This is a genomic window from Alishewanella sp. HL-SH05, from assembly GCF_052655985.1.
Map to the genome: position 1 here is coordinate 3,153,283 of NZ_CP199753.1, position 22,433 is coordinate 3,175,715.

18 protein-coding genes and 3 tRNA genes are annotated in these 22,433 nt (G+C 46.0%); 4 read left to right on the forward strand and 17 right to left on the reverse strand.

Annotation, left to right across the window (positions count from 1 at the left end; genetic code table 11):
- The 15 genes from pnp to rlmE form a co-directional block, all read right to left on the reverse strand.
- Positions 1-2,121 carry a polyribonucleotide nucleotidyltransferase gene (gene pnp, locus ACUJFL_RS14435; RefSeq protein ID WP_445427856.1) on the reverse strand — a complete coding sequence of 707 codons (2,121 nt, stop codon included), beginning with the start codon at positions 2,119-2,121 and terminating at the stop codon, positions 1-3.
- 173 nt (positions 2,122-2,294) lie between these two features.
- Positions 2,295-2,564 carry a 30S ribosomal protein S15 gene (gene rpsO / locus ACUJFL_RS14440; protein ID WP_226751218.1) on the reverse strand — a complete coding sequence of 90 codons (270 nt, stop codon included), beginning with the start codon at positions 2,562-2,564 and terminating at the stop codon, positions 2,295-2,297.
- A 112-nt stretch (positions 2,565-2,676) separates the two neighbouring features.
- The gene (truB, locus tag ACUJFL_RS14445) at positions 2,677-3,597 is read right to left on the reverse strand and encodes a tRNA pseudouridine(55) synthase TruB (protein WP_445427857.1); all 921 of its coding nucleotides are present in this window, start codon (positions 3,595-3,597) and stop codon (positions 2,677-2,679) included.
- Entirely contained in the window at positions 3,597-4,031 is a 435-nt protein-coding gene (rbfA, locus tag ACUJFL_RS14450) for a 30S ribosome-binding factor RbfA (RefSeq protein WP_226751216.1), read from the reverse strand. Before rbfA ends, truB begins: the two co-directional genes overlap by 1 nt.
- A 106-nt stretch (positions 4,032-4,137) precedes the next feature.
- A complete protein-coding gene (infB, locus tag ACUJFL_RS14455) occupies positions 4,138-6,822 on the reverse strand; it encodes a translation initiation factor IF-2 (protein ID WP_226751215.1) in 2,685 nt (894 codons plus the stop codon).
- Positions 6,823-6,847: 25 nt separating this feature from the next.
- Positions 6,848-8,344, reverse strand: coding sequence for a transcription termination factor NusA (gene nusA / locus ACUJFL_RS14460; RefSeq protein ID WP_445427858.1), 1,497 nt, complete (start codon positions 8,342-8,344; stop codon positions 6,848-6,850).
- Positions 8,345-8,377: 33 nt separating this feature from the next.
- Positions 8,378-8,833, reverse strand: coding sequence for a ribosome maturation factor RimP (gene rimP / locus ACUJFL_RS14465; protein ID WP_445427859.1), 456 nt, complete (start codon positions 8,831-8,833; stop codon positions 8,378-8,380).
- A 286-nt stretch (positions 8,834-9,119) separates the two neighbouring features.
- Positions 9,120-9,196 (reverse strand) — tRNA-Met (locus tag ACUJFL_RS14470).
- Positions 9,197-9,260: 64 nt separating this feature from the next.
- Positions 9,261-9,345 (reverse strand) — tRNA-Leu (locus ACUJFL_RS14475).
- Between the two features lie 9 nt (positions 9,346-9,354).
- The gene (gene secG, locus ACUJFL_RS14480) at positions 9,355-9,690 is read right to left on the reverse strand and encodes a preprotein translocase subunit SecG (RefSeq protein WP_229586337.1); all 336 of its coding nucleotides are present in this window, start codon (positions 9,688-9,690) and stop codon (positions 9,355-9,357) included.
- Positions 9,691-9,692: 2 nt separating this feature from the next.
- On the reverse strand, positions 9,693-10,430 hold the full coding sequence (gene tpiA, locus ACUJFL_RS14485) for a triose-phosphate isomerase (protein WP_226751211.1): 738 nt from the start codon (positions 10,428-10,430) through the stop codon (positions 9,693-9,695).
- Positions 10,431-10,534: 104 nt separating this feature from the next.
- Entirely contained in the window at positions 10,535-11,872 is a 1,338-nt protein-coding gene (glmM, locus tag ACUJFL_RS14490; RefSeq protein WP_445429096.1) for a phosphoglucosamine mutase, read from the reverse strand.
- Positions 11,869-12,705, reverse strand: coding sequence for a dihydropteroate synthase (folP, locus tag ACUJFL_RS14495; RefSeq protein ID WP_445427860.1), 837 nt, complete (start codon positions 12,703-12,705; stop codon positions 11,869-11,871). The genes glmM and folP overlap by 4 nt, the downstream gene beginning before the upstream one ends.
- An 80-nt stretch (positions 12,706-12,785) precedes the next feature.
- Positions 12,786-14,702, reverse strand: a complete 1,917-nt coding sequence (gene ftsH, locus ACUJFL_RS14500) for an ATP-dependent zinc metalloprotease FtsH (protein ID WP_445425341.1) — start codon at positions 14,700-14,702, stop codon at positions 12,786-12,788.
- A gap of 59 nt (positions 14,703-14,761) precedes the next feature.
- Positions 14,762-15,391 (reverse strand): 23S rRNA (uridine(2552)-2'-O)-methyltransferase RlmE, encoded by a 630-nt coding sequence (rlmE, locus tag ACUJFL_RS14505; protein ID WP_226751208.1) that lies wholly within the window; start codon positions 15,389-15,391, stop codon positions 14,762-14,764.
- Positions 15,392-15,473: 82 nt separating this feature from the next.
- On the opposite strand from rlmE, the gene yhbY reads away from it, so the two are divergent.
- Complete coding sequence (gene yhbY, locus ACUJFL_RS14510) at positions 15,474-15,770, forward strand: ribosome assembly RNA-binding protein YhbY (protein WP_226751207.1); 297 nt, start codon at positions 15,474-15,476, stop codon at positions 15,768-15,770.
- A gap of 3 nt (positions 15,771-15,773) precedes the next feature.
- Here yhbY and ACUJFL_RS14515 read toward each other — a convergent pair whose 3' ends face one another.
- Positions 15,774-16,169, reverse strand: a complete 396-nt coding sequence (locus tag ACUJFL_RS14515; RefSeq protein ID WP_445427861.1) for a hypothetical protein — start codon at positions 16,167-16,169, stop codon at positions 15,774-15,776.
- Positions 16,170-16,268: 99 nt separating this feature from the next.
- Here ACUJFL_RS14515 and ACUJFL_RS14520 point away from each other — a divergent pair, with 99 nt between their 5' ends.
- Positions 16,269-17,999, forward strand: coding sequence for a DEAD/DEAH box helicase family protein (locus ACUJFL_RS14520; protein WP_445425343.1), 1,731 nt, complete (start codon positions 16,269-16,271; stop codon positions 17,997-17,999).
- Between the two features lie 11 nt (positions 18,000-18,010).
- Here the strand turns inward: ACUJFL_RS14520 and ACUJFL_RS14525 are convergent, their stop codons facing one another.
- A complete protein-coding gene (locus ACUJFL_RS14525; RefSeq protein WP_445427862.1) occupies positions 18,011-20,689 on the reverse strand; it encodes a DUF2339 domain-containing protein in 2,679 nt (892 codons plus the stop codon).
- 169 nt (positions 20,690-20,858) lie between these two features.
- Between ACUJFL_RS14525 and ACUJFL_RS14530 the strand changes: the two genes are divergently transcribed.
- A complete protein-coding gene (locus ACUJFL_RS14530; protein WP_445427863.1) occupies positions 20,859-22,076 on the forward strand; it encodes an FIST signal transduction protein in 1,218 nt (405 codons plus the stop codon).
- 184 nt (positions 22,077-22,260) lie between these two features.
- A tRNA-Gly gene (locus tag ACUJFL_RS14535) sits at positions 22,261-22,334 on the forward strand.
- Positions 22,335-22,433 lie beyond the last annotated feature (99 nt).

Consider the following 22,433-nt stretch of genomic DNA (forward strand, 5'->3'; position numbering starts at 1 on the left):
TTAAGCTTCTGTTGGCGCTTCAGCAGCAGGCTTAGCCGCCGCTTCTTTGATGCTTAAACGTACGCGACCTTGCTTGTCAACTTCTAACACTTTAACGTCAACTTTCTGGCCTACTTGTAAGTGGTCAGCCACATTTTGCACGCGCTCATCCGAGATTTGTGAAATGTGCACTAAGCCATCTTTACCAGGTAACACGTTAACGAAAGCACCGAAATCAACGATACGCACCACTTCACCTTGGTAAATGGTACCCACTTCGATCTCAGCAGTAATCGCATTGATTTTGTCGATAGCGATTTGCGCCGCTTTAGCCGTGGTTGCAGCAATTTTGATGCTACCGTCGTCTTCCAGCTCAATCGTTGTACCTGACTCTTCAGTGATTTGACGAATAACTGCGCCACCTTTACCGATAACTTCACGGATTTTCTCCGGATTAATCTTCATGGTGTAAATACGTGGTGCATATTCAGACATCTCTTCACGGTGACCACTAATGGCTTGATCCATTACGTTCAGGATATGTAAACGCGCAGCTTTAGCCTGTTTTAACGCCGTTTGCATGATCTCTTTGGTAATACCGTCGATTTTGATGTCCATTTGCAGAGCAGTAATACCTTCAGTAGTACCGGCCACTTTAAAGTCCATGTCACCTAAGTGATCTTCATCACCTAAGATGTCAGATAAGACTACGAAATCGTCGCCTTCTTTTACCAAGCCCATCGCGATACCGGCTACAGACGCTTTGATAGGTACACCTGCATCCATTAAGGCTAATGATGAACCACAAACTGAAGCCATGGAGCTTGAGCCGTTTGATTCAGTGATTTCAGACACGATGCGTACCGTGTACGGGAAGTCTTCGAAGTCAGGCATTACGGCTAACACACCGCGTTTCGCTAAACGGCCATGACCGATTTCACGACGCTTCGGTGAACCAACCATACCGGTTTCACCCACACAGTACGGCGGGAAGTTGTAGTGCAACATAAAGGTATCAGTTTTCGCACTTAACAAGTCGTCGATGTTTTGCGCATCGCGCGCAGTACCTAAGGTACAGGTGACTAACGCTTGCGTTTCACCGCGAGTAAATAAAGAAGAACCGTGCGTACGTGGTAAGACACCCGTCATTACGCTTAAACCACGGATCATCTCTGGATCACGGCCATCGATACGCGGCTCGCCTTTAGTGATACGGCTGCGCACTACTTTACTTTCCAAGTCGTGGAAGATATCGCCAAATTCGTTTTTATTCAGCTCTTCGCCTTCCGCTAACTCTTCTGTTAACTTCGCTAGTAAGGCATTCTTAATTTCAGCTATACGCTCGTAACGTTTGGCTTTTTCTGTAATTTGGTAAGCTTCACCCAGATCAGCCGTTGCCAGTTCAGCAACTTTAGCGATCAACGGTAAGTTTTTCGCTGGAGCTTGCCAGTTCCAAGGTGTTTTTGCCGCTTCAGCCGCTAATTCATTGATGGCAGTAATGGCAGTTTGAAATTGCCCATGACCATACATGACTGCGCCTAACATCACGTCTTCTGACAGGATGCCCGCTTCAGATTCAACCATTAATACTGCGTTGTGCGTACCGGCAACAACCAAATCTAATTTCGAGCTTTTTAGCTCTTCTTCAGATGGGTTTAACACATATTGATTATTGATATAACCAACACGGGCAGCACCGATTGGGCCTGCAAATGGAATACCTGATAAAGCTAACGCAGCAGAAGTACCAATTAACGCTACGATATCCGGTTGAATTTCAGGCTGTACCGACACAACCGTGGCGATAACTTGCACTTCGTTAGTGAAGCCTTCTGGGAACAAGGGACGGATCGGACGGTCGATTAAACGACTGGTTAAAGTTTCGCCTTCACTTGGCCGACCTTCACGTTTGAAAAAGCCACCCGGTATACGGCCAGCTGCATACATTTTTTCCTGGTAGTTTACGGTTAAAGGAAAGAAATCCTGACCAGGTTTAGGTTCTTTCTTACCAACGACAGTTACTAAAACAGAAGTATCTCCCAGGCTGGCCAGTACTGCGGCATCTGCCTGACGGGCGATTACGCCGGTTTCTAAAGTGAAAGTATGTTGGCCAAACTGAAATGATTTTACGATGGGAGTCACGTGTGTATTTCCTTAATCTTAATCGCCGAATTGCGATGTTTTTCTCTGTGTTTTTTACCTACACAGTATACTCTGTAACCTGTTACAAAAGATAGTTCAACACTTGGACTAACTTATTTTAAAAGGCATAAAAAAAGAGGCTAAAAAGCCTCTTTTTATTACAGCGTTAATAATTAACGACGTAAGCCTAAACGGCCGATCAGAGTAGCATAACGCTCCTGGTCTTTGCCTTTTAAGTAATCTAAAAGTTTACGACGCTGGCTAACCATACGTAACAAACCACGACGAGAGTGGAAATCGTGTTTGTGCTCAGCAAAGTGACCTTGCAGGTGAGTGATTGACGCAGTTAACAGGGCAACCTGTACTTCTGGTGAACCAGTATCGCCGGCTTTAACAGCGTAATCAGCAACGATTTGTGCCTTAACGGCAGCGCTTAATGACATGGTATGTCTCCAAATGTGAGTGAACTAAGATACGCTCACCGCCGATCACTCATCCAGCGGCAGCAATACTGTTGCGCATTTTACCCGCCCTTGATGAGCTTTACAAGGTAAGTTAAGCGCTCAGTAACGATAAATTGACTAAACGACGACTACGAAGCTCTCCGCTCTCAATCGTGCCAATGCCAATAAACTGTGCCGCCTGATTATACAGTTTTATACTGTCAATATCGGCATGGCTTAGCTGACAGGTTTGGCCATGCATAAGTGCGTGCTCTTGCTGAGCATCCAAGGTCAACGCTGGCATAGCAACCAAACCCGCGTCCATCGGCAATAATAAGTTGTCCAGCGCGGCCCAATCAGCAGCGGTGTTGAGTGGTTCCAGTGCGCTTGGCGCGAGCATTTGCGCTGCCGTAAAAGGACCTACTTGGATCCGATGTAACGCAGCCACATGCGCACCACAGCCCAAAGCTTCACCTAAATCATCAATTAACGTGCGAATGTAAGTCCCTTTAGAGCAATGCACAATAAAATCGGCACGATCAGCTGTACGCTGGACTAACTCGAAACGAAAAATACTGATAGGCCGTGCCGCGCGCGGAACTTCAATACCTTGGCGTGCATATTTGTATAAGGGTTGGCCTTGGTATTTAAGCGCTGAAAACATGGTCGGCACTTGTAAAATATCACCTCGCAACGCTTGCATAGCCTGTTCGAGATCGCTGTCAGTAAACTGTACCGGCTTTTCACTGACCACTTCCCCTTCAGCATCGCTAGTGCTAGTACGAACACCAAACAGGGCAGTCACTTGATAAGTTTTATCGGTATCCAGTAAAAACTGACTAAACTTAGTGGCTTCACCAAAACAAATGGGCAGTAAGCCAGACGCCATCGGATCTAAGGCGCCAGTATGACCGGCTTTAGCCGCTTGATATAACCAGCGTACTCGCTGCAAAATACCATTACTGCTCACTTCTAAAGGCTTGTCTAACAACAAGATACCATGCACTTGCCGAGCGTTTTTCCGCGCCCGCATTACGCTTCCTCGCCGCCTTTACGCTGCTCTTCCGCTGGCTCATCGTCGTTGTGACCGATTTCTTGGCGTTTACGTTGATCTTCTTGCCGTACCGATGCCACCAAGGTGGCCATCCGGATACCTTCGTTTAGCGACTGATCAAAAGCAAAACGAATGTGTGGCACGATGCGCGTCTCAATACGTTTACCAATTAAACTGCGCACATAACCGGCGGCATCATTCAAAATCTTTAAGTTGTCTTCGACTTTCTCGTTATCCATACCTAAAAAGGTGACAAATACCTTGGCATGCGATAAATCGCGAGACACTTCAACATCAGAAACGGTGATCATGCTGTGCAAGCGCGGATCTTTAATCTCACGTTGCAGGATCACCGCCATTTCTTTTTTCACTTGCTGTGAAAGCCGGTCTACCCGGGAAAATTCTTTGGCCATACCTTATTTCCTTGTTGCCCTGCTCAGCATTTTTGCTACTGAGTCATATTGGCATAAACACAACAGGGGCAACACGTGCCCCTGTATTAACGTGTCACGTCATCTATTATAGAGTACGTTCGACTTGAATAGTCTCGAACACTTCGATCTGGTCGCCTTCGCGCACGTCGTTGTAGTTCTTCACACCGATACCACATTCAAAGCCATTTCTAACTTCATTCACGTCGTCTTTAAAGCGACGTAGTGATTCTAGCTCACCTTCGAAAATGACCACGTTATCACGCAGTACGCGGATTGGAGCATTTCGCTTGATTAAGCCTTCGGTAACCATACAGCCTGCAACAGCGCCAAACTTCGGCGAACGGAATACGTCACGAACCTGTGCTAAACCAATGATTTGCTGTTTAAACTCTGGTGCTAACATACCCGTCATCGCCGCTTTGACTTCGTCTAACAGTTCATAAATGATGCTGTAATAACGTAAATCTAGGCCTTCTTCTTCAACCAGTTTGCGCGCAGTACCATCGGCACGTACGTTGAAACCAATAACGATTGCTGATGATGCAGCAGCCAAGGTCACGTCAGTTTCAGTAATACCACCGACGCCTGAGCCAACAATCCGAACCTTCACTTCGTCTGTAGACAACTTCATCAAGGATTCAGTGATCGCTTGCACCGAACCTTGTACGTCACCTTTCAGAACGATATTCAGTTCAGAAACGTCACCTTCAGTCATGTTAGCAAACATGTTTTCCAGTTTAGATTTCTGCTGACGAGCCAGTTTTACATCGCGGAATTTGCCTTGACGATACAAGGCCACTTCACGGGCTTTACGCTCGTCTTTCACCACGGTGACTTCGTCACCGGCTTCCGGTACGCCAGATAAACCTAAGATCTCAACAGGAATTGACGGCCCAGCAGTTTTGATTTCTTTACCGTTTTCGTCACGCATTGCCCGCACACGGCCATATTCAAAACCACACAGCACCACATCGCCTTGCTTTAAGGTGCCTTCCTGAACCAGGATAGACGCCACAGGACCACGGCCTTTGTCTAAGCGTGATTCAATAACCACACCACGACCTAAACCTTTATGTACGGCTTTTAGTTCAAGCAATTCGGCTTGGTTCAAGATCGCTTCTAACAGATCATCAATACCTTCACCTGTTTTCGCAGATACTGGAACGAACTGTGTATCGCCACCCCAATCTTCTGAAATAACATCGAACTGTGATAATTCATTACGTACCCGATCTGGATCCGCTGAAGGCTTATCAATCTTGTTCACCGCAACCACTAAAGGCACGTTACCGGCTTTAGCATGTTGGATAGCTTCGCGAGTTTGTGGCATTACGCCATCGTCCGCCGCAACAACTAAAATAACGATATCGGTTGCTTTCGCACCACGAGCCCGCATTGAAGTAAAGGCCGCGTGGCCGGGTGTATCCAGGAAAGTCACCATGCCACGTTCAGTTTCTACGTGATAAGCACCGATATGCTGAGTAATACCACCGGCTTCGCCTGCGGCCACTTTCGCTTTACGGATGTAGTCCAGTAGTGAAGTTTTACCATGGTCAACGTGACCCATAACAGTCACAACCGGCGCTCGTGATTCTAATTCGCCCTGACCTTCACGATCAGACATGACCGCTTCTTCTAACTCGTTTTCTTTAGTCAGGGTAAACTTATGACCCATCTCTTCACAAACGATCGCAGCAGTTTCTTGGTCGATAACTTGGTTGATAGTCGCCATAGCGCCCATCTTCATCATCGTCTTGATCACTTCTGAAGCTTTAACGGCCATTTTAGAGGCCAGTTCAGCAACCGTAATGGTCTCACCAATTTTCACATCACGCTCAACAGGTTGTGCCGGCTTATTAAAGCCATGCTGCATACTCGTAGGCGTTTTCTTTTTCTTGGTGTGGCGATTAGCACGATTAAAGGCTTCTTTATCGTTACCATCGTCTTTCTTTTTACCTTTAGCTGGTGGGGCTTTTTTACCCACACCACGACGACCGGCACGCTCTTCTTTGGCGTCCACTTCGTCTTCAGCTTGCTTGGCAAATTCATTACTGGTTAAGTGATAATCGTCTTTTTCAGTCGATTTAGCCTTTTCTTCCTGCGCCCAACGCTCGCTGTTTTCTTCGGCTAATTTACGTGCGGCTTCAGCTTGCTTCTTGGCTTCTTCTTCTAGCTTACGCAGTGATTCAGCTTCTTGTTGCTGACGAATATGTTCAGCTTCTTTGCGCGCTTCTTCTTTCGCTGCACGACGAGCCGCTTCTTCCGGATCGTCTTTTAATAATTGTGCTTGCTTGGCTTCTTCGCGTTTTTTTGCTTCAGCGGCTTTGCGTTCCGCTTCTTCTTTCGCTTTAGCCATTTCTATTTCACGGGCTTTTTGTTCCGCTTCTTGACGAGCACGGTTGGCTTCAGCAATGGCTTTTTCTTCAGCTAAACGCGCTTCTTCTTGCGCTTTCAATGTTTCAGCATCAACTACCGGTTTTTTGATAAAGGTTTTTTGCTTACGCACTTCAACCTGGATCTCACGGTTACGGCCTGCGCCGCCAGCTACACTCAAGGTGCTCTTTTCTTTGCGTTTCAGCGTTAACTTAGCTGGCTCTGGCGCTTTTCCGCCATGGGCTTTGCTCAAGTGCTCTAGTAATTGTTTTTTCTCTTCTTCAGTTACCGATTGGCCTTTGGCCTTGGTAATACCTGCATCAGCAAATTGTTGGACTAACCGATCAACAGTTGTACCGACATCACTGGCCAGCTTTTCTATGGTGACTTCTGCCATTTGTGTTGTTACCTCCGTTGACTACTCAGTTACTTTCATTAAACCAGACAATATTACGAGCAGCCATTATTAACTCTGCAGCTTTATCTTCTGTCATTTCAACTAATTCTAATAAATCATCCACACCCAGTTCAGCCAAATCATCAAGGGTGGTCACCCCTTTGCTGGCGATAACATAAGCGGTATGCGTATCTAAACATTCTAAGGCCAACAATTGTTCTGTTGGCTTGGCATCTTCCAGTGATTCTTCACTGGCCAGTGCGCGTGTGGTCAGAATATCTTTGGCGCGGTTACGCAGTAACTCAACCGTTTCTTCATCTAAACCATCGATTGACAACAATTCGCTAATAGGCACGTAAGCTACTTCTTCTAGCGTAGAGAAACCTTCGTCAACCAGCACATCAGCAAAGTCTTCATCGATTTCAAGTGCGTCCATAAATACCTGACGAACTTTAGCCGTTTCTTCTTGATGCTTTGCTTTCATGGCAGCAACTGACATAACGTTCAGTTCCCAACCTGTTAATTGGCTTGCTAAACGCACGTTTTGACCATTGCGACCAATCGCCATCGCCAGATTTGACTCTTCAACAGCGATATCCATAGAGTGGGCATCTTCATCAACAATGATAGAAGCAACTTCAGCCGGCGCCATAGCGTTAATTACAAATTGAGCATCGTTATCGTCATACAACACGATATCAACCCGCTCACCACCTAGCTCGTTTGATACGGCTTGAACACGTGAACCACGCATACCAACACAAGCACCTACAGGATCAATGCGACGGTCATTGCTTTTAACCGCAATCTTGGCACGTGAACCTGGATCGCGCGCTGCTCCGCGAAGTTCAATCATTTCTTCGCCAATTTCTGGCACTTCAATGCGGAACAACTCTAACAACATTTCTGGCTTGGCACGGCTTAAAAACAGCTGTGCACCACGAGCTTCTGGTTTTACATCAAATAATAATGTACGAATACGGTCACCTGGGCGATAGGTTTCACGCGGTAACATTTCTTCGCGTGGTAACATAGCTTCAGCGTTGTTACCTAAATCGACGATAATACTTTCACGATTCACTTTTTTAACCACGCCGGTGACTAACTCACCCACTTGGTCAATATACGCTTCAACAACTTGTGAACGTTCAGCTTCACGTACTTTTTGTACGATAACTTGTTTCGCCATTTGCGTGGTGATACGGTCAAATTCGACAGAGTCGATTTGCTCTTCAACAAAATCACCTAACTTAACGTTTGGCTCGTCATACTGTGCTGCTGATAAAGTCATTTCACGGTATGGGTGTTCCATGACGGCATCATCTGCGATCACTTCCCAACGGCGGAAAGTATCATAACTACCGGTTTTGCGATCGATGCTAACCCGAACTTCAATATCGCCTTCATTTTTCTTTTTAGTGGCGGCGGCTAATGCAAACTCCAGTGCTTGGAAAATCTTTTCCCGTGGCACTGATTTTTCATTTGAAACCGCATCAACAACTAATAATATCTCTTTTGCCATTATATGCCTCGCTTTGACGCTAACCCGGGACGCTTAAAAAACCGGTACCACGTTTGCTTTATCAATATTATCGAAAAGCAAACTATAGGGTTTGCCATCCACTTCTATTACTAACATGTCGCCATCGAAGCTTGTTAGTAACCCTTTGAATTTACGTCGACTATCTTGAGGTATCGTTAATTTAACCTCAAGTTTATGGCCAACATATTGGGTGAATTGTGCTTCGGTGAACAACGGCCGATCCAAGCCTGGTGAAGATACTTCAAGGGTATACTCTGTTGGGATTGGATCCTCAACATCCAGCAAAGCGCTGATTTCTCGACTGATCAGGGCACAGTCTTCGACTGTAATGCCATCTGCTTTATCGATAAACACTCTCAGTGTAGTATGACGACCGGCTCGCACCAGTTCGATACCCCACAATTGATAACCGGCTGTCTCCACAGTCGGCGTCAGCAGCTCTGTTAGTTGCTGTTCTTGTTTAGCCAAAAAAAACCTCCGAAACACAAATAAAAAATGGGCAAAGCGCCCATTACTGCATAAACACTAACTCCAGATACGAAAAAGCCCCGAACAAGCGGGGCGAATTCACATCCAATCATTATGCATATCGCCAATGCGCAATGAATATTTAATGGGGCGGGAGTTGTATCAACATCTACGACCGCTGTTACGACACCTCTTTCAAAGACTTATTAAACTTGTACCAGTGCGCCTAACCTGTTGAGTTAAGAATTGTTGCATCAACTGTTAGTAATAAGTTTAAACTGAAAGTTGGTTGCGGGAGCCGGATTTGAACCGACGACCTTCGGGTTATGAGCCCGACGAGCTACCAGGCTGCTCCATCCCGCGTCCGTAACTGGTGCACATTATATAGTGCCTGTACTGATAGCGCAAGCTACTGCTTACGTTAATTTGGTGCCGAGAGCGGGACTTGAACCCGCACGTCCGAAGACACTACCCCCTCAAGATAGCGTGTCTACCAATTTCACCACCTCGGCGTATAAAACTTAATTACCTACCGGGATGTCGTTAACGTCATCTTTCTTGGCAGGAGCCTGTTCGGTTGTTACCGGAACAGATTGGAAAAAATCTGAGCCATCATCTGGCTTGCTTTGCTTAGCGGTTAAGTTACCTAATACTAAGCTCAACATAAAAAATAAAATTGCCAAAAAGGTAGTGGTTTTCGTTAAGAAATTACCCGTACCGCTTGAACCAAATACTGTACCAGAAGCACCAGCACCAAATGCTGCGCCCATGCTAGCGCCTTTACCGTGTTGAATTAACACTAATAAAATAAGGGCTAACGAAACTAACAAATAACAAATTACAAATAAATCGTACATGCTTATTCCTTTGCACTAAGGCAAATTTGCGCAAATTCTTCGGGTTTTAAGCTAGCACCGCCAACTAAAGCACCGTCTATGTCTGGTTGAGTAAATAATGCAGCACAATTTTCTGCATTAACACTGCCACCATATAAAATTTTTACCTGTTGCGCCGCGTCGGCATCATACTTAGCTAACTCAGCACGGATAAAGGCATGTATCTGTTGTGCCTGCTCCGGTGTTGCTGACTCACCAGTACCTATCGCCCAAATCGGTTCATATGCTAGCACCGATTTCTGCAGCAATTCGGGGTGCGAAGCATACACTGCCGCTAACTGTTTCGCAATAACCTGCTCGGTTTTTTCTTGCTGCCGTTCTGCTAACGTTTCGCCAATACATAAAAGGGGTGTTAAGCCTGCAGCGACTGCAGTGGCTACTTTTGCAGCAATTAGCTGATCAGTTTCAAATTGATATTCACGACGTTCAGAGTGCCCTACTAGTGCATAACGAGCGCCAGCCGCTAACAACAATTCAGCACTTATTTGGCCGGTATAGGCACCCGCTACATGCGCACTGATATCTTGACCGCCCAGCTGAAAAGCATGCGCTGTTGGAAAAGCGCTTAACAACGTAGCGGGAGGGCAGATTAAAATATCCACTTGCGGTGCTATTGATTGCAATGTTGTGCTGATCATATTGACCAGCGCTGATGAGCCATTCATTTTCCAATTGGCGGCAACAAGCTTTTTACGTGACATTAGGCAGTATCCTTAGCTTACACCTGTTGATAGTAACTAAGCTTCTGCTTTAGAACAAGCTTTAGCCGCGGCAGCGCGGCTAATTGTCTATTTATTAACTCATCCTAACTAGCAATTTTTACTGCATCAGCAATTTTTTCAGCATATTGACGAACGGTGTCGGCATCTTCACCTTCAACCATCACTCGGATCAATGGCTCGGTACCTGATTTACGGATCAGCACGCGGCCCTTTCCTGCCAGATCGCGCTCTACTGCAGCAATACATTCTTTTACGTTAACTTTATCTAATGGCGTAGAACCTTTAGCAAATTTCACGTTGACCAGTACCTGCGGTAACTTACGCATATCGCTCATTAATTGCGCCAAGCTTTTGCCGCTAGAGAGCATAGCAGTGAGGACTTGTAATGAGGCAATAATGCCATCTCCGGTGCAGGTGTAATCAAGATTTAACACATGGCCAGAATTTTCACCGCCAATGCGCCAGTTCTTTTCTCGGAGTAATTCCATAACGTAACGATCACCTACGGCACTGCGCGCAAACGGGATATCCAATTCAGCTAAAGCTAATTCTAAACCCATATTGCTCATTAAGGTGCCAACAACGCCACCTTTTAAAGTACCGGCTTCTTTGGCAGCACGTGCAATGATATAAACAATCTCGTCACCATCTAGTACGCGGCCATGTTGATCGACCATCATCACGCGATCACCATCGCCATCATAGGCAATACCCAGATCAGCTTGTTTTTCTAACACGGTTGCGCGTAACAACTCAGTATGTGTTGCGCCGCACTTTTCATTAATATTTAAACCATCTGGCTTACAGCCGATCGCGATAACTTCAGCACCCAGTTCTTTAAAAACCGCAGGTGCAATATGGTAAGTTGCTCCATGAGCACAATCGATGACGATTTTTAAACCACTGAGCGACAAGTTGTTATTAAGGTGACTTTTACAGAATTCAATATAACGACCCGCCGCATCATTGATACGCTCTGCTTTACCGAGCTTTTCTGACGATTCACAAATCATTGGTTGTTCAAGCTCGTGCTCAATCGCCAATTCAATCTCATCCGCCAGTTTCATACCATCAGCGGAGAAAAACTTAATGCCATTATCATAATAAGGATTATGTGAAGCACTAATCACAATACCGGCTTCGGCTCGGAAAGTACGCGTTAAATAGGCGACGGCAGGTGTAGGCATTGGGCCCAATAAGCGCACATCAATACCGGCGGCAATTAAGCCTGCTTCTAATGCCGTTTCTAATAAATAACCTGAAATACGCGTATCTTTACCGATCAATACTTTGCGTGTACCGCGCTGAGATAATACTCGACCCGCGGCCCAACCCAATTTCATGGCAAATTCAGGGGTAATAGGAAATTCACCAACGCGACCGCGTACACCATCAGTTCCAAAATATTTTCTTGTCATTATTTAACTCCATAACGGGCCGCAGCAGCAACGCGTACTGCTTGCACACTTTCTTTAACATCATGCACACGAATAATTTGTGCGCCAGCATAAGCCGCTAAGCTAGCACATGCAAGACTGCCAGCAAGCCTTTCTGACGTTGGTAACGCTAGTAACTGGCCAATCATACTTTTACGTGACATACCGGCAAGCACCGCATAACCGCTTGCCACAAATTGATCTAATGCGGCTAACAACTGATAATTATGCGCTAAGGTTTTACCAAAACCAAAACCAGGATCGAGCACAATTTGACTCGCAGGAATGCCTGCTTGCTGACATGCCTCTGCTCTGGCCAATAAAAACGCCAGTACTTCAGGTACCAGTTGCTGATATTGTGGATCATGTTGCATGGTACGAGGCGCCCCTTGCATATGCATAATGCAAACGGGAACTTGCAACGCAGCGGCAGTTTCTAGCGCCGCAGGAGCTTGCAAAGCACAGACATCATTAATCATATCGGCGCCAGCCTGAACGGCCGCTGACATCACCTCAGCTTTACTGGTATCAATCGAAATGGCACAATCAAAACGTTGGCGTAAAGCGCTGATTACGGGGATAACTCGCGCTAATTCTTCAGTTAAGCAAACGGCTGCAGCACCAGGTCGTGTGGACTCACCACCGACATCGAGAATGGTTGCGCCGTCACGCAACATTTGCTCTGCACTAAATAAGGCTTGATCCAGAACTTGGTGTTTACCACCATCTGAAAATGAATCAGGGGTAATATTTAATATTCCCATGATTTGTGGTCGATCTAAACTAAGAGAACGTTGCCGAGGTAACTGTAACTGCATGTGGCTTACTCCGCTAAAAACAAAACCCCGGACAAGCCGGGGTTGTTATTATAACTGCTTTGATAAGGCATGTAAGTGACTTAGTGCACGTTGCCTTCAGAGGGTTTATCCGTTGCGGTAGGCGCAGCAGATGGCGCTGACTTATCATCATCGCCGCCTTTACTGTCCTTATCACGCGGTTCCCAGTTTTCAGGCTGGCTAACTGCTTTACGCTCCATCAACTCTTTAATCTGACGTGCATCAATGGTTTCATACAACATCAGCGCATCTTTCATGGCATGTAAAATGTCCATGTTTTCATCTAGCAGCTGTTTTGCCCGATTATAGTTACGATCGATAATGGCTTTGATTTCAGAATCGATAATCGAGGCGGTCTCATCTGACATATTGTTCGATTTGCCCATGCTACGGCCTAAGAATACTTCACCTTCTTCTTCAGCATATAACAACGGCCCTAACTTCTCAGAGAAACCCCATTGTGTCACCATGTTACGAGCAATCGAGGTCGCGTATTTAATATCTTGCGAAGCACCGGTCGACACCGCATCTAAACCGTAAATCACTTCTTCTGCTAAACGCCCACCATAAGCAACGGAAATTTTACTTTCTAGCTTACGACGGCTAACGCTAATGGCATCTTGCTCTGGTAAAAAGAAGGTCACACCCAAGGCACGGCCACGCGGAATAATCGTCACTTTGTGCACAGGATCATGCTCAGGAACTAAACAACCAATAATAGCATGGCCTGCTTCATGGTATGCCGTCATTTCTTTCTCGGCATCCGTCATCACCATAGAACGGCGTTCTGCACCCATCATAATCTTGTCTTTAGCACGTTCAAACTCTTCCATGCTAACAACTCGGCGATTACCTCGAGCGGCAAATAACGCTGCTTCGTTGACCAAGTTTGCCAAGTCAGCACCTGAAAAACCTGGTGTACCTCGTGCAATAACACTGGCTTTCACATCATCTGCCATCGGTACTTTACGCATGTGTACTTTTAAAATTTGCTCACGACCGCGCACATCGGGTAAACCGACCACAACTTGACGATCGAAACGGCCTGGACGCAGTAACGCTGCATCAAGCACATCGGGACGGTTCGTTGCAGCAATAATAATCACGCCTTCGTTGCCATCAAAACCATCCATTTCGACCAGCATTTGGTTAAGCGTTTGTTCACGTTCATCGTGACCACCACCTAAACCGGCACCACGCTGACGGCCTACGGCATCAATCTCATCGATGAAGATAATGCAAGGTGCGGCTTTTTTGGCTTGGTCGAACATATCCCGTACCCGAGAAGCACCGACACCCACGAACATTTCAACAAAATCAGAACCAGAAATAGTAAAGAAAGGCACTTTCGCTTCGCCAGCAATCGCTTTTGCTAACAGCGTTTTACCTGTACCTGGTGGGCCCACCATTAAAATCCCCTTAGGGATCTTACCGCCGAGCTTCTGGAAACGTGAAGGGTCGCGTAGATATTCAACCAACTCTGAAACTTCTTCCTTTGCTTCGTCACAGCCAGCAACATCAGCAAACGTAGTCTTAATTTGGTCTTCACCCATTAAGCGCGCTTTGCTTTTGCCAAACGACATGGCGCCTTTGCCACCGCCGCCTTGCATCTGACGCATAAAGAAAATCCAGACACCGATTAACAACAGCATTGGGAACCAAGAGATAAAGATGGTAGCTAACCAGCTACTTTCTTCGGGTTTCGCACCCAGTACCCGAACGTCGTTGTTATAAAGGTCTTTGATCAGGTCAGGGTCATTCACTGGCAACACGGTTTCAAAACGCTCACCGCTGCGCTTAACGCCCGTAATCACGCCTGAACGCTCAATCTTCACTTCGCGGATCAGCCCCTGATTAACTTCTTTTACAAACTGGGTGTAGCTAGTCTGGCGGTCGGTGTTTTCACTCGGCCCAAAGCTATTGAATACTGACATCAGTACAACAGCGATTACTAACCAGACAATCAGATTTTTTGCCATGTCACTCAAGGTTATAACCTCATCTTTACTCTAAAAATCATTAATACCGGACTACTTTACTAAAGTTTAAAGCCGGTGGCCACGATATATGTCTCGCGTGAACGGGCACGCGACGAATCAGGCTTACGAATTTTCACATTACTAAAGGCGGCGCGTACATCTTTCAGGAATTGCTCAAAACCCTCTCCCTGAAACACTTTGACTACAAAACTGCCATTTTGCTTCAAAACTTTTTGGCACATGTCTAATGCCAACTCAACTAAATAAACAGAACGGGCTTGATCGGTAGTGTCATTGCCACTCATGTTCGGTGCCATATCAGATAATACCACATCTACGGTTTTACCACCGATCCGGCTCAGTAATGCCTCTAAAACAGCTTCCTCTCGAAAATCACCCTGTAAAAAAGCGACCCCGGCCAATGGATCCATGGGTAAAATATCACAGGCAATGACCGTACCCTCTTTACCCACTAATCCCACCACAAACTGAGACCAACTACCAGGGGCTGAGCCTAAATCTACCACTGTCATACCCGGTTTAACCAATTTGTCTTGTTGCTGGATCTCTTCTAATTTAAACGCAGCACGCGAACGTAAGCCCAGTTTTTGCGCTTTTTGTACAAATTGATCATCAAAATGCTCTTTTAGCCAACGCGATGAACTGGCTGAGCGTTTTTTCTTAGTCATGTTACTACTCTTAAATAGTCTTATGCTGTAGATGGCGCTACAATAGGCATAATTCAAGCTTTTCTACGGACATTCTAACCTTATGAGTTTAACCAATAAACAAAAACAATTTTTAAAAACCAAAGCCCATGATTTAAAACCCGTTATTTTACTAGGCGGTAACGGTTTAACAGAGGGTGTGGTTGCTGAAATTGATAACGCTTTAAACTTTCATGAATTAATTAAAATTAAAGTGCCAGGCGAAGATAGAGAACAAAAAGTGTTGATTATGGACGCGATAGTCAGAGAAACCAACGCTGAAAAAGTTCAGGTTATCGGCAAAATCTTGGTTTTATTCCGCCAGTCGCAAGAAAAAAAGATCCATTTGCCACGCGGTTAAATATTAAAACAGATACCCGGCAGCTCGCAATGACTGCCGGGCTGCGAGTTCATCATCTTTTAATGTACTTACAACATCGGCGGGCTTTACTGCTTGTGTCGCCTTGGCAAACTGCCACATCACCATTGTATTATCAGCGCCAATAGTTTCGACATGCTTTAGATTATTGTCAAAGCACCAAACCGTGTTTTCATTTAGTAACGAAAACACTTCGGCTGGAGATATTTCCCACTGCCGAATATCCAATACTACTGCCCAAGGTTTTGCGCTAATTGGTAAAACTAATGAACGCATTTCACGAACGTACTGTTGCGCGATCGCTTTAGTCCAAAAACCGTTGGCGGTTACCCACAAGACTCGCTGCTCTATACGTAAGGAAAAGGCCGTATGTTTTGCCATGATAAGGCTCCTACTACTGTACTAATCTGGCGGAAACTTGCTACGAATGGCCATGGCTATGCTAACCTATCGACAATTTAGCTTAGCAACGAACCTACAGTGCAACTCAGAGATTACCAACAACAGGCCGTTAATGCCGCTATTAGCCATTTCCAACAACGTTCGGCCTCAGCGGTATTAGTATTACCAACTGGGGCAGGTAAAAGCATTGTGATTGCCGAGCTAGCTCGTCGTGCCAAAGGACGTGTTCTTATTTTAACGCATGTTAAAGAATTGGTAGCACAAAATGCAGAAAAAGTGGCCGTTTTAACCGCAAAAGCCAGTATTTATGCAGCAGGCCTGCAACAAAAAGATGCTAGCGCGAAAACGGTGGTTGCTAGTGTACAGTCTGCCGTACGTAATTTAGATGCCTTTGCCAGCGCTTTTTCATTAGTGATTATTGATGAGTGCCATCGCGTTAGCCTGAGCACCGACAGCCAATACCAACAACTATTAAGCCAACTGAAACAACACAATCCCGAGATAAAGTTGTTGGGACTTACCGCAACCCCATTTCGGTTGGGCAGTGGCTGGATCTATCGGCAACATTATCATGGCCGGGTCGGGAATACACTTAACCCCACGTTTGAATATTGTATTTTTGACTTGCCGCTAAGGCCCTTAATTAAACAAGGTTACCTAACAACGCCACGTTTATATGATGGCTTAAGTGCACAATACGATTTTAGCTCGCTAAAACCCAAAGCTGAAGGCGATTACACTGAAACAGAAGTGAACTCTATCTTAGGAAAAAGTGGTCGGGCAACCGCACTGATCATGCAACAATTAATCACTTTGGCGACGCAACGCCAAGGCATCATTGTTTTTGCGGCTACGGTAAAACATGCCAACGAAATTATGCAGTTACTCAGTCAGCAAAGCGCTGCCATCCTGACCGCGGAAACACCCATAGTTGAACGCGATCAATTGATTGATGCCTTTAAAAATCGACAAATCAAGTTTCTGGTAAATGTGGCGGTATTAACAACGGGCTTTGACGCCCCCCATGTTGATTTAATAGCTATTTTACGCCCAACCGCCTCTGTCAGTTTATTTCAACAAATGGTGGGCCGAGGTTTACGCATCGCCGCAGGCAAAACAGAATGTTTAATTATTGATTATGCCGCAAATGGTTATGATTTATTTAGCCCTGAAGTGGGGCAAGCAAAACCAAACAGTAGCTCGGTACCGGTGCAAGTACTCTGCCCTGAATGTGGCTTTGCTAATATTTTCTGGGGGTTAACCGACCAAGATGGCGACATTATTGAGCATTACGGCAGGCGTTGTCAGGGCTTAATCGAGGATACGGCTCAACAATGTCAGTATCGTTATCGGAGCCGCAATTGCCCAGAGTGTGGCGCCGAGAATGACATCGCCGCACGCAGCTGTCAGCAATGTGAGTCGGTGTTAGTTGATCCCGATAAACGATTACGCGAAGTGTTAAACCAGCAGCATCATCACCTTTTTCGCTGCCATAACATGCAGCTATCCGATGATAACGGCGATTTAAAGGTAAGTTATTACGATATCGAAGGTAACCCGTTTTATCGTTGGTTTAAGTTACAAAACCCGGCTCAACGCCGTGCGCTTTTCGCCTTGTTTATTAAACCGCACAGCAAAGCGCCCGGGACACCTTTACCCACCATTAAAACAGCCGCGCAACTGGTGGCTTTGGCTGAGCGGTTTCGGCCGCCGCAGCTGATATTATTACAAAAACAGAAACATAGCTGGCAGCATGTCGAAAGCTATTTTGATTACCAGGGGCGCTATCAGCAGTTCACTGAACAGTAACGCTCTTTTTCTTATTCTGTGGCATGGGCTTGCCGATCAAGCATTTTTTGCTGCAAGCACTGAAACATAGCACTTAACAACACTAAACTTAACCCTAACCCCATAAATGATGCCGCACGGAATAAACCTTGCAGCTCATTTAAATCAAACACAAATACTTTAATGACCGCTGCACTGAGCAATAAGAACCCCACTTTACGCAGCATGCCCCAAACACGCCATTGCGCCAGCACAATTAGCCCCGCCGCCGTTAACACCAACACTAAAGAATAACTATAATGTTCTGCGTTACTGGTGGCTAAACCTAAGGTAATTTGTGACCCTTGCCAAAACTGCCGTACCGAACTCAGTAGGTACAACAGCAAACCGGCCGCAGCCACATAATAGCCAGTAGGTCGATAACGCTGCGGCAGCGGCATGTTAGCTAAACCCGCTGCACACAAGGCAGGCACGGCCCACAATATGAATAGCCAATTCAGTAGCGGCCACTGCCCTACGTCTTGTGCACTTAGCAAGGGGTTATAATTTACGTTCAAGGTCAGTTGCGTAAATAACACCAGTACCACTAAACAGCCTGCGGCAAAACGATATAAAGTTTGCATGCTCGCGGCCCGATAACTGCGCCACTGATAGACCCAAGCTAAAATAGACCAATTAGCGCTGTGTAACGCTAGACTGTAAAAATCTATAACAGAAAAATCAAGCGCCCCCGGATGCAACCCTAATTGCGTTTGCACCGTGACGAATAACGCCGTTAACTGCAAGCAAGCCCCTTCGAGCCAACCACGCAAGCTGCTATGCCGCCATAACCAGGTTGCAAGGCCAAAACTCGCTAACACCAGCGGATAGACGATCAATGACCAGTGCAAGCCCAGAATACTGACGCCTTCATAACTGCCCAACAATGGGGCTGAAGTAAGACGTAATAAGACAAAGGCGACCATCCCCTTGATCAGCCAAGACGGGACAGGAAAACGTTGTTTAACGCTTAATTGTGTAATGAAAACTAACTGTAACGCCATAGCTACCGTGAAAGCAGCTGCCGACAGGTATAAGCTAAAACACCAACTTAACGCGAGGTTAGCGCCAGCCGCATGAATAAAAGCCAACGCTTTACTTGCTGCCTGTTTCGCTAGAATACTTTGAAGGATCACTAACAATGCGCCGTATAGCATCCAACCTAATTGAATTAACGGTTGCAGTGTACTCGGCACTAATTGATAAGACACGGCCAGAAATAGTATCGGTGCGATGGCTAAAAAAGCCGCCCAATGTTGTCTTGCTGGCAGTAGCACGCTAACAAAGGCCGCAGGTATTGTCAGCAGCAACACCCATGACTGCCAATTAAAGAGTATGCCGTCCGTCCAGCTAAAGTTGTCAGCATTAAGTGCAGGCCCCAGTAATAGCCAAACCAATGCCAGCAACGCCGCCGCCCATAACCACAGCTCAGAGCGATTTTCACTCAAGGCTGCCGCATATAAAACACTGACTAACAACACACAAGACCACAGATGGCTGTAACTACTAAACTGCAGTTGCAGCACCACTGCAAAGGCTAGTAACACGACGCCAAGATAGTGTTCGCGCAATAGCGGCCACCATTGCCGCATCGGTAACACCGCGTTTTGCCAGCGTAACGGCCAGCCTAAGCGAGGTAAGGCAACCATCCCAATAAAGCTAAGTAATAAGGCAGCCCACAGCACGGTGATGTTGTTTGCGCCAGCTTGTGTAATTGCCAACAATAACCAGCCACAATGTGCCACAACCGTTATTAACCATAACCAAAAACGTTGTACCCTGCGTTCAACCAATAACGACGACGTTGTAATTAAGGCAATGTATAACAACAGTGCTAACCAATTATTGCCACCCGGTGACACTAAAATTGGTACTGCGTATCCTCCAACAATGCCGATCACTGCTAAGATAGGCCCTTGTCGTAAAGAAAACCAAGACGCGCAAAGCGCGACTAAAGCCAGTAAAGCAAACGCCAGTGTTGGGCTGATCAACTGATAAAAATGCTGAGCCATCAATAGCACCGCATACAAGGTCACAAAGCCTGCGCTAGCTAATGCCGCAGGAATGTAGTTTTCTAAAACCTGACTTAACTGTTTTTTCTGATGCAGCCACTCACTTACCACTAAGAGTAACAGGCCTAAACTAATACCACTAAACACGCGTAACTCTGGAGAAAACCAACCCGCGTCTAACGAATGCCGAACTAAAAAAATACCGCCAAATGCCAAAGCCACCCCACCCAACCAAACCATGCCCCGATCAATAAACTGCCGCTCTAACCAACTTAGCCATTGGCTTGCCTCTGCTTTGGGTTTAACCGGCTCTGTCGGCTCTGCATGTTGCTTACTGATAGCAACGAACGCTGCCGGAGAAACAGTTGTTGTTGCCGTGTTAGGCTCTACCATTTGTGCTGCTATGACGGTATCTGTTAGGGGGTTTGCTGGGGCAGCAGAAGATGGCAGTGAAGCGTCGACCTGAGAGGCATTAGCATTAACAGCAGCCCCCTCTGAGCGGGTATGTAGGTGTTTTGACTCTGCTTGCAATTGCTGTATACGCTGTTGCAGCACTCTCATTTGAGCTTCTAAGCCGCTAAGCCGATCTAAAGCGATAAAGCCACAAAAGGTGCCAACAATTACGGAAAGCACCAATATAACCGCCAACAATTCAAACATAGCTCAGACCATCAACACATTTTTACTTAGCATAAGGGAGTTTCGCCGAATTACCAATATATCATTACTAATGATACAATCTATTTACAGAAATATTCTATACTGAACAGTGAGCTAGCTTTTCATCGCTTACGTAATAATGAATGTTTTGTAACAAAAGGATTAGACTATGTTCGCAGGGATTGCGTTCTCTCAGACCAATGCGGCTTTTGCCGCAGGCCAACAACTTGCTCGTCAAGCTATTGCTCAAACTGGCCGTTCTTCTGCACAGCTTCTACTGCTGTTCTGCACAGCAAAAACTGATTATCAACGCTTATTAGATGGCGCCCGATTAGTCTGCGGCACAGATATCATCATCTTGGGAGGTTCAGCTGCAGGTATTATCAGCCACGATCAGATTATGATTGAAGGAGCTCCCGCTGCTGCATTAGCAATAGTATCGGATAACGACAATATTACATTTAGCCGTGCTTGCTCAGAGCTGATCGCCCAGAACCCGTTTTTAGCGGGGCAACAGTTAGGGGCGAAACTGCAACAAGTTGTATCACCTGCTCTCCTCCTGTTATTTTTTGATTCAGTGCGTTACGCCGGTAATTTGCAAAATCCAGCCATATTAAATGCTTCACGTCCAATACTTAAAGGCCTCTATAACACTTTACCCATAAAGGTCCCTATTGCAGGCGCCGGCTTACTCGCCGATCAAGAATTTAGCTCCACTAAATTGTTTTACGATGCACAAGTGCAAAGCCAGCTCGCGACCGCTTTACTGATCAGCGGCCATGTTAAACCCTATATCAGCAATATGCATGGGTGTTCACCGCTCAGTGCTGAGCGTTTTACCATTACCAAGATTTTTGAACAATTTCTGTATCAATTAAACGATGAGCCCGTTACCCAAGTTATCGATCGGGTAACCGGTAGCTCACATTGGCGTAAGCAAACACCGGTGACCGAACTAGCCTTAGGCTTTAATGGCGCAACTTCTTGCAAGCCAGATGACAGTTCTTCTTATGTTACACGCCTCATCAATGGCATACTGCCAAATGATGAAGGGATAATATTATTTGAACCAGATTTTCGTGAAGGCATGCAAATTCAGATTATGCAGCGCGATCCACAGCATATTGTTGCGCAAACCGCTAAACAAACTCGTGCCTTGCTCAAGCAAATCAAACAAGACCAACACACTCCTATTGTAGCCCTGTATTTTGATTGCGCTGGGCGCATAGCCACCCCGCAAGAAGCGCGCGAACTGCAGCAACAGTTAACCGCAGCAAAGATCCCTTTACTGGGTATTTACACCGGCGTTGAAATCGCGCCTATCGGTAATAAAAGCCGTAGCCTAGATTGGAGTGGTGTGCTCGTGATTTTAACCACGCCGAATTAAGGCGGGTAGACAGGTGAGTCACTTAGATGGAGCAGGCTAAGCACTTAATTTAAGCGTCTTTTCGCAGCTAAAGTACGTCTTTTTTGGTGGGTTGCAACGGCCATCGATGCAGCAGCCGACGAGGTAAAACACACTTTATAGCAGTTGACTTCAGGTCTTAGCAGTTATAATTTAACAACAGAGCGCGGGTGTAGTTCAATGGTAGAATGAGACCTTCCCAAGGTTTAGACACGGGTTCGATTCCCGCCACCCGCTCCACGCCTTGCTCACTGAGCGATATTTTTAACCAAGCCAGCCTGACTTTTCTACCCCTCGCTGCTAAACTGCGCATATTAATTACCATTTTTTAACATTAAA

What these genes read in the sequence shown, in the direction of transcription:
- rpsO (WP_226751218.1), bottom strand. Translation starts at nt 2,564, where the DNA reads ATGTCATTAAGCGCTGCCGTTAAGGCACAAATCGTTGCTGATTACGCT.
- truB (WP_445427857.1), bottom strand. Translation starts at nt 3,597, where the DNA reads ATGCGGGCGCGGAAAAACGCTCGGCAAGTGCATGGTATCTTGTTGTTA.
- rbfA (WP_226751216.1), bottom strand. Translation starts at nt 4,031, where the DNA reads ATGGCCAAAGAATTTTCCCGGGTAGACCGGCTTTCACAGCAAGTGAAA.
- infB (WP_226751215.1), bottom strand. Translation starts at nt 6,822, where the DNA reads ATGGCAGAAGTCACCATAGAAAAGCTGGCCAGTGATGTCGGTACAACT.
- nusA (WP_445427858.1), bottom strand. Translation starts at nt 8,344, where the DNA reads ATGGCAAAAGAGATATTATTAGTTGTTGATGCGGTTTCAAATGAAAAA.
- secG (WP_229586337.1), bottom strand. Translation starts at nt 9,690, where the DNA reads ATGTACGATTTATTTGTAATTTGTTATTTGTTAGTTTCGTTAGCCCTT.
- tpiA (WP_226751211.1), bottom strand. Translation starts at nt 10,430, where the DNA reads ATGTCACGTAAAAAGCTTGTTGCCGCCAATTGGAAAATGAATGGCTCA.
- folP (WP_445427860.1), bottom strand. Translation starts at nt 12,705, where the DNA reads ATGCAGTTACAGTTACCTCGGCAACGTTCTCTTAGTTTAGATCGACCA.
- ftsH (WP_445425341.1), bottom strand. Translation starts at nt 14,702, where the DNA reads ATGGCAAAAAATCTGATTGTCTGGTTAGTAATCGCTGTTGTACTGATG.
- rlmE (WP_226751208.1), bottom strand. Translation starts at nt 15,391, where the DNA reads ATGACTAAGAAAAAACGCTCAGCCAGTTCATCGCGTTGGCTAAAAGAG.
- yhbY (WP_226751207.1), top strand. Translation starts at nt 15,474, where the DNA reads ATGAGTTTAACCAATAAACAAAAACAATTTTTAAAAACCAAAGCCCAT.
- ACUJFL_RS14515 (WP_445427861.1), bottom strand. Translation starts at nt 16,169, where the DNA reads ATGGCAAAACATACGGCCTTTTCCTTACGTATAGAGCAGCGAGTCTTG.
- ACUJFL_RS14525 (WP_445427862.1), bottom strand. Translation starts at nt 20,689, where the DNA reads ATGTTTGAATTGTTGGCGGTTATATTGGTGCTTTCCGTAATTGTTGGC.
- ACUJFL_RS14530 (WP_445427863.1), top strand. Translation starts at nt 20,859, where the DNA reads ATGTTCGCAGGGATTGCGTTCTCTCAGACCAATGCGGCTTTTGCCGCA.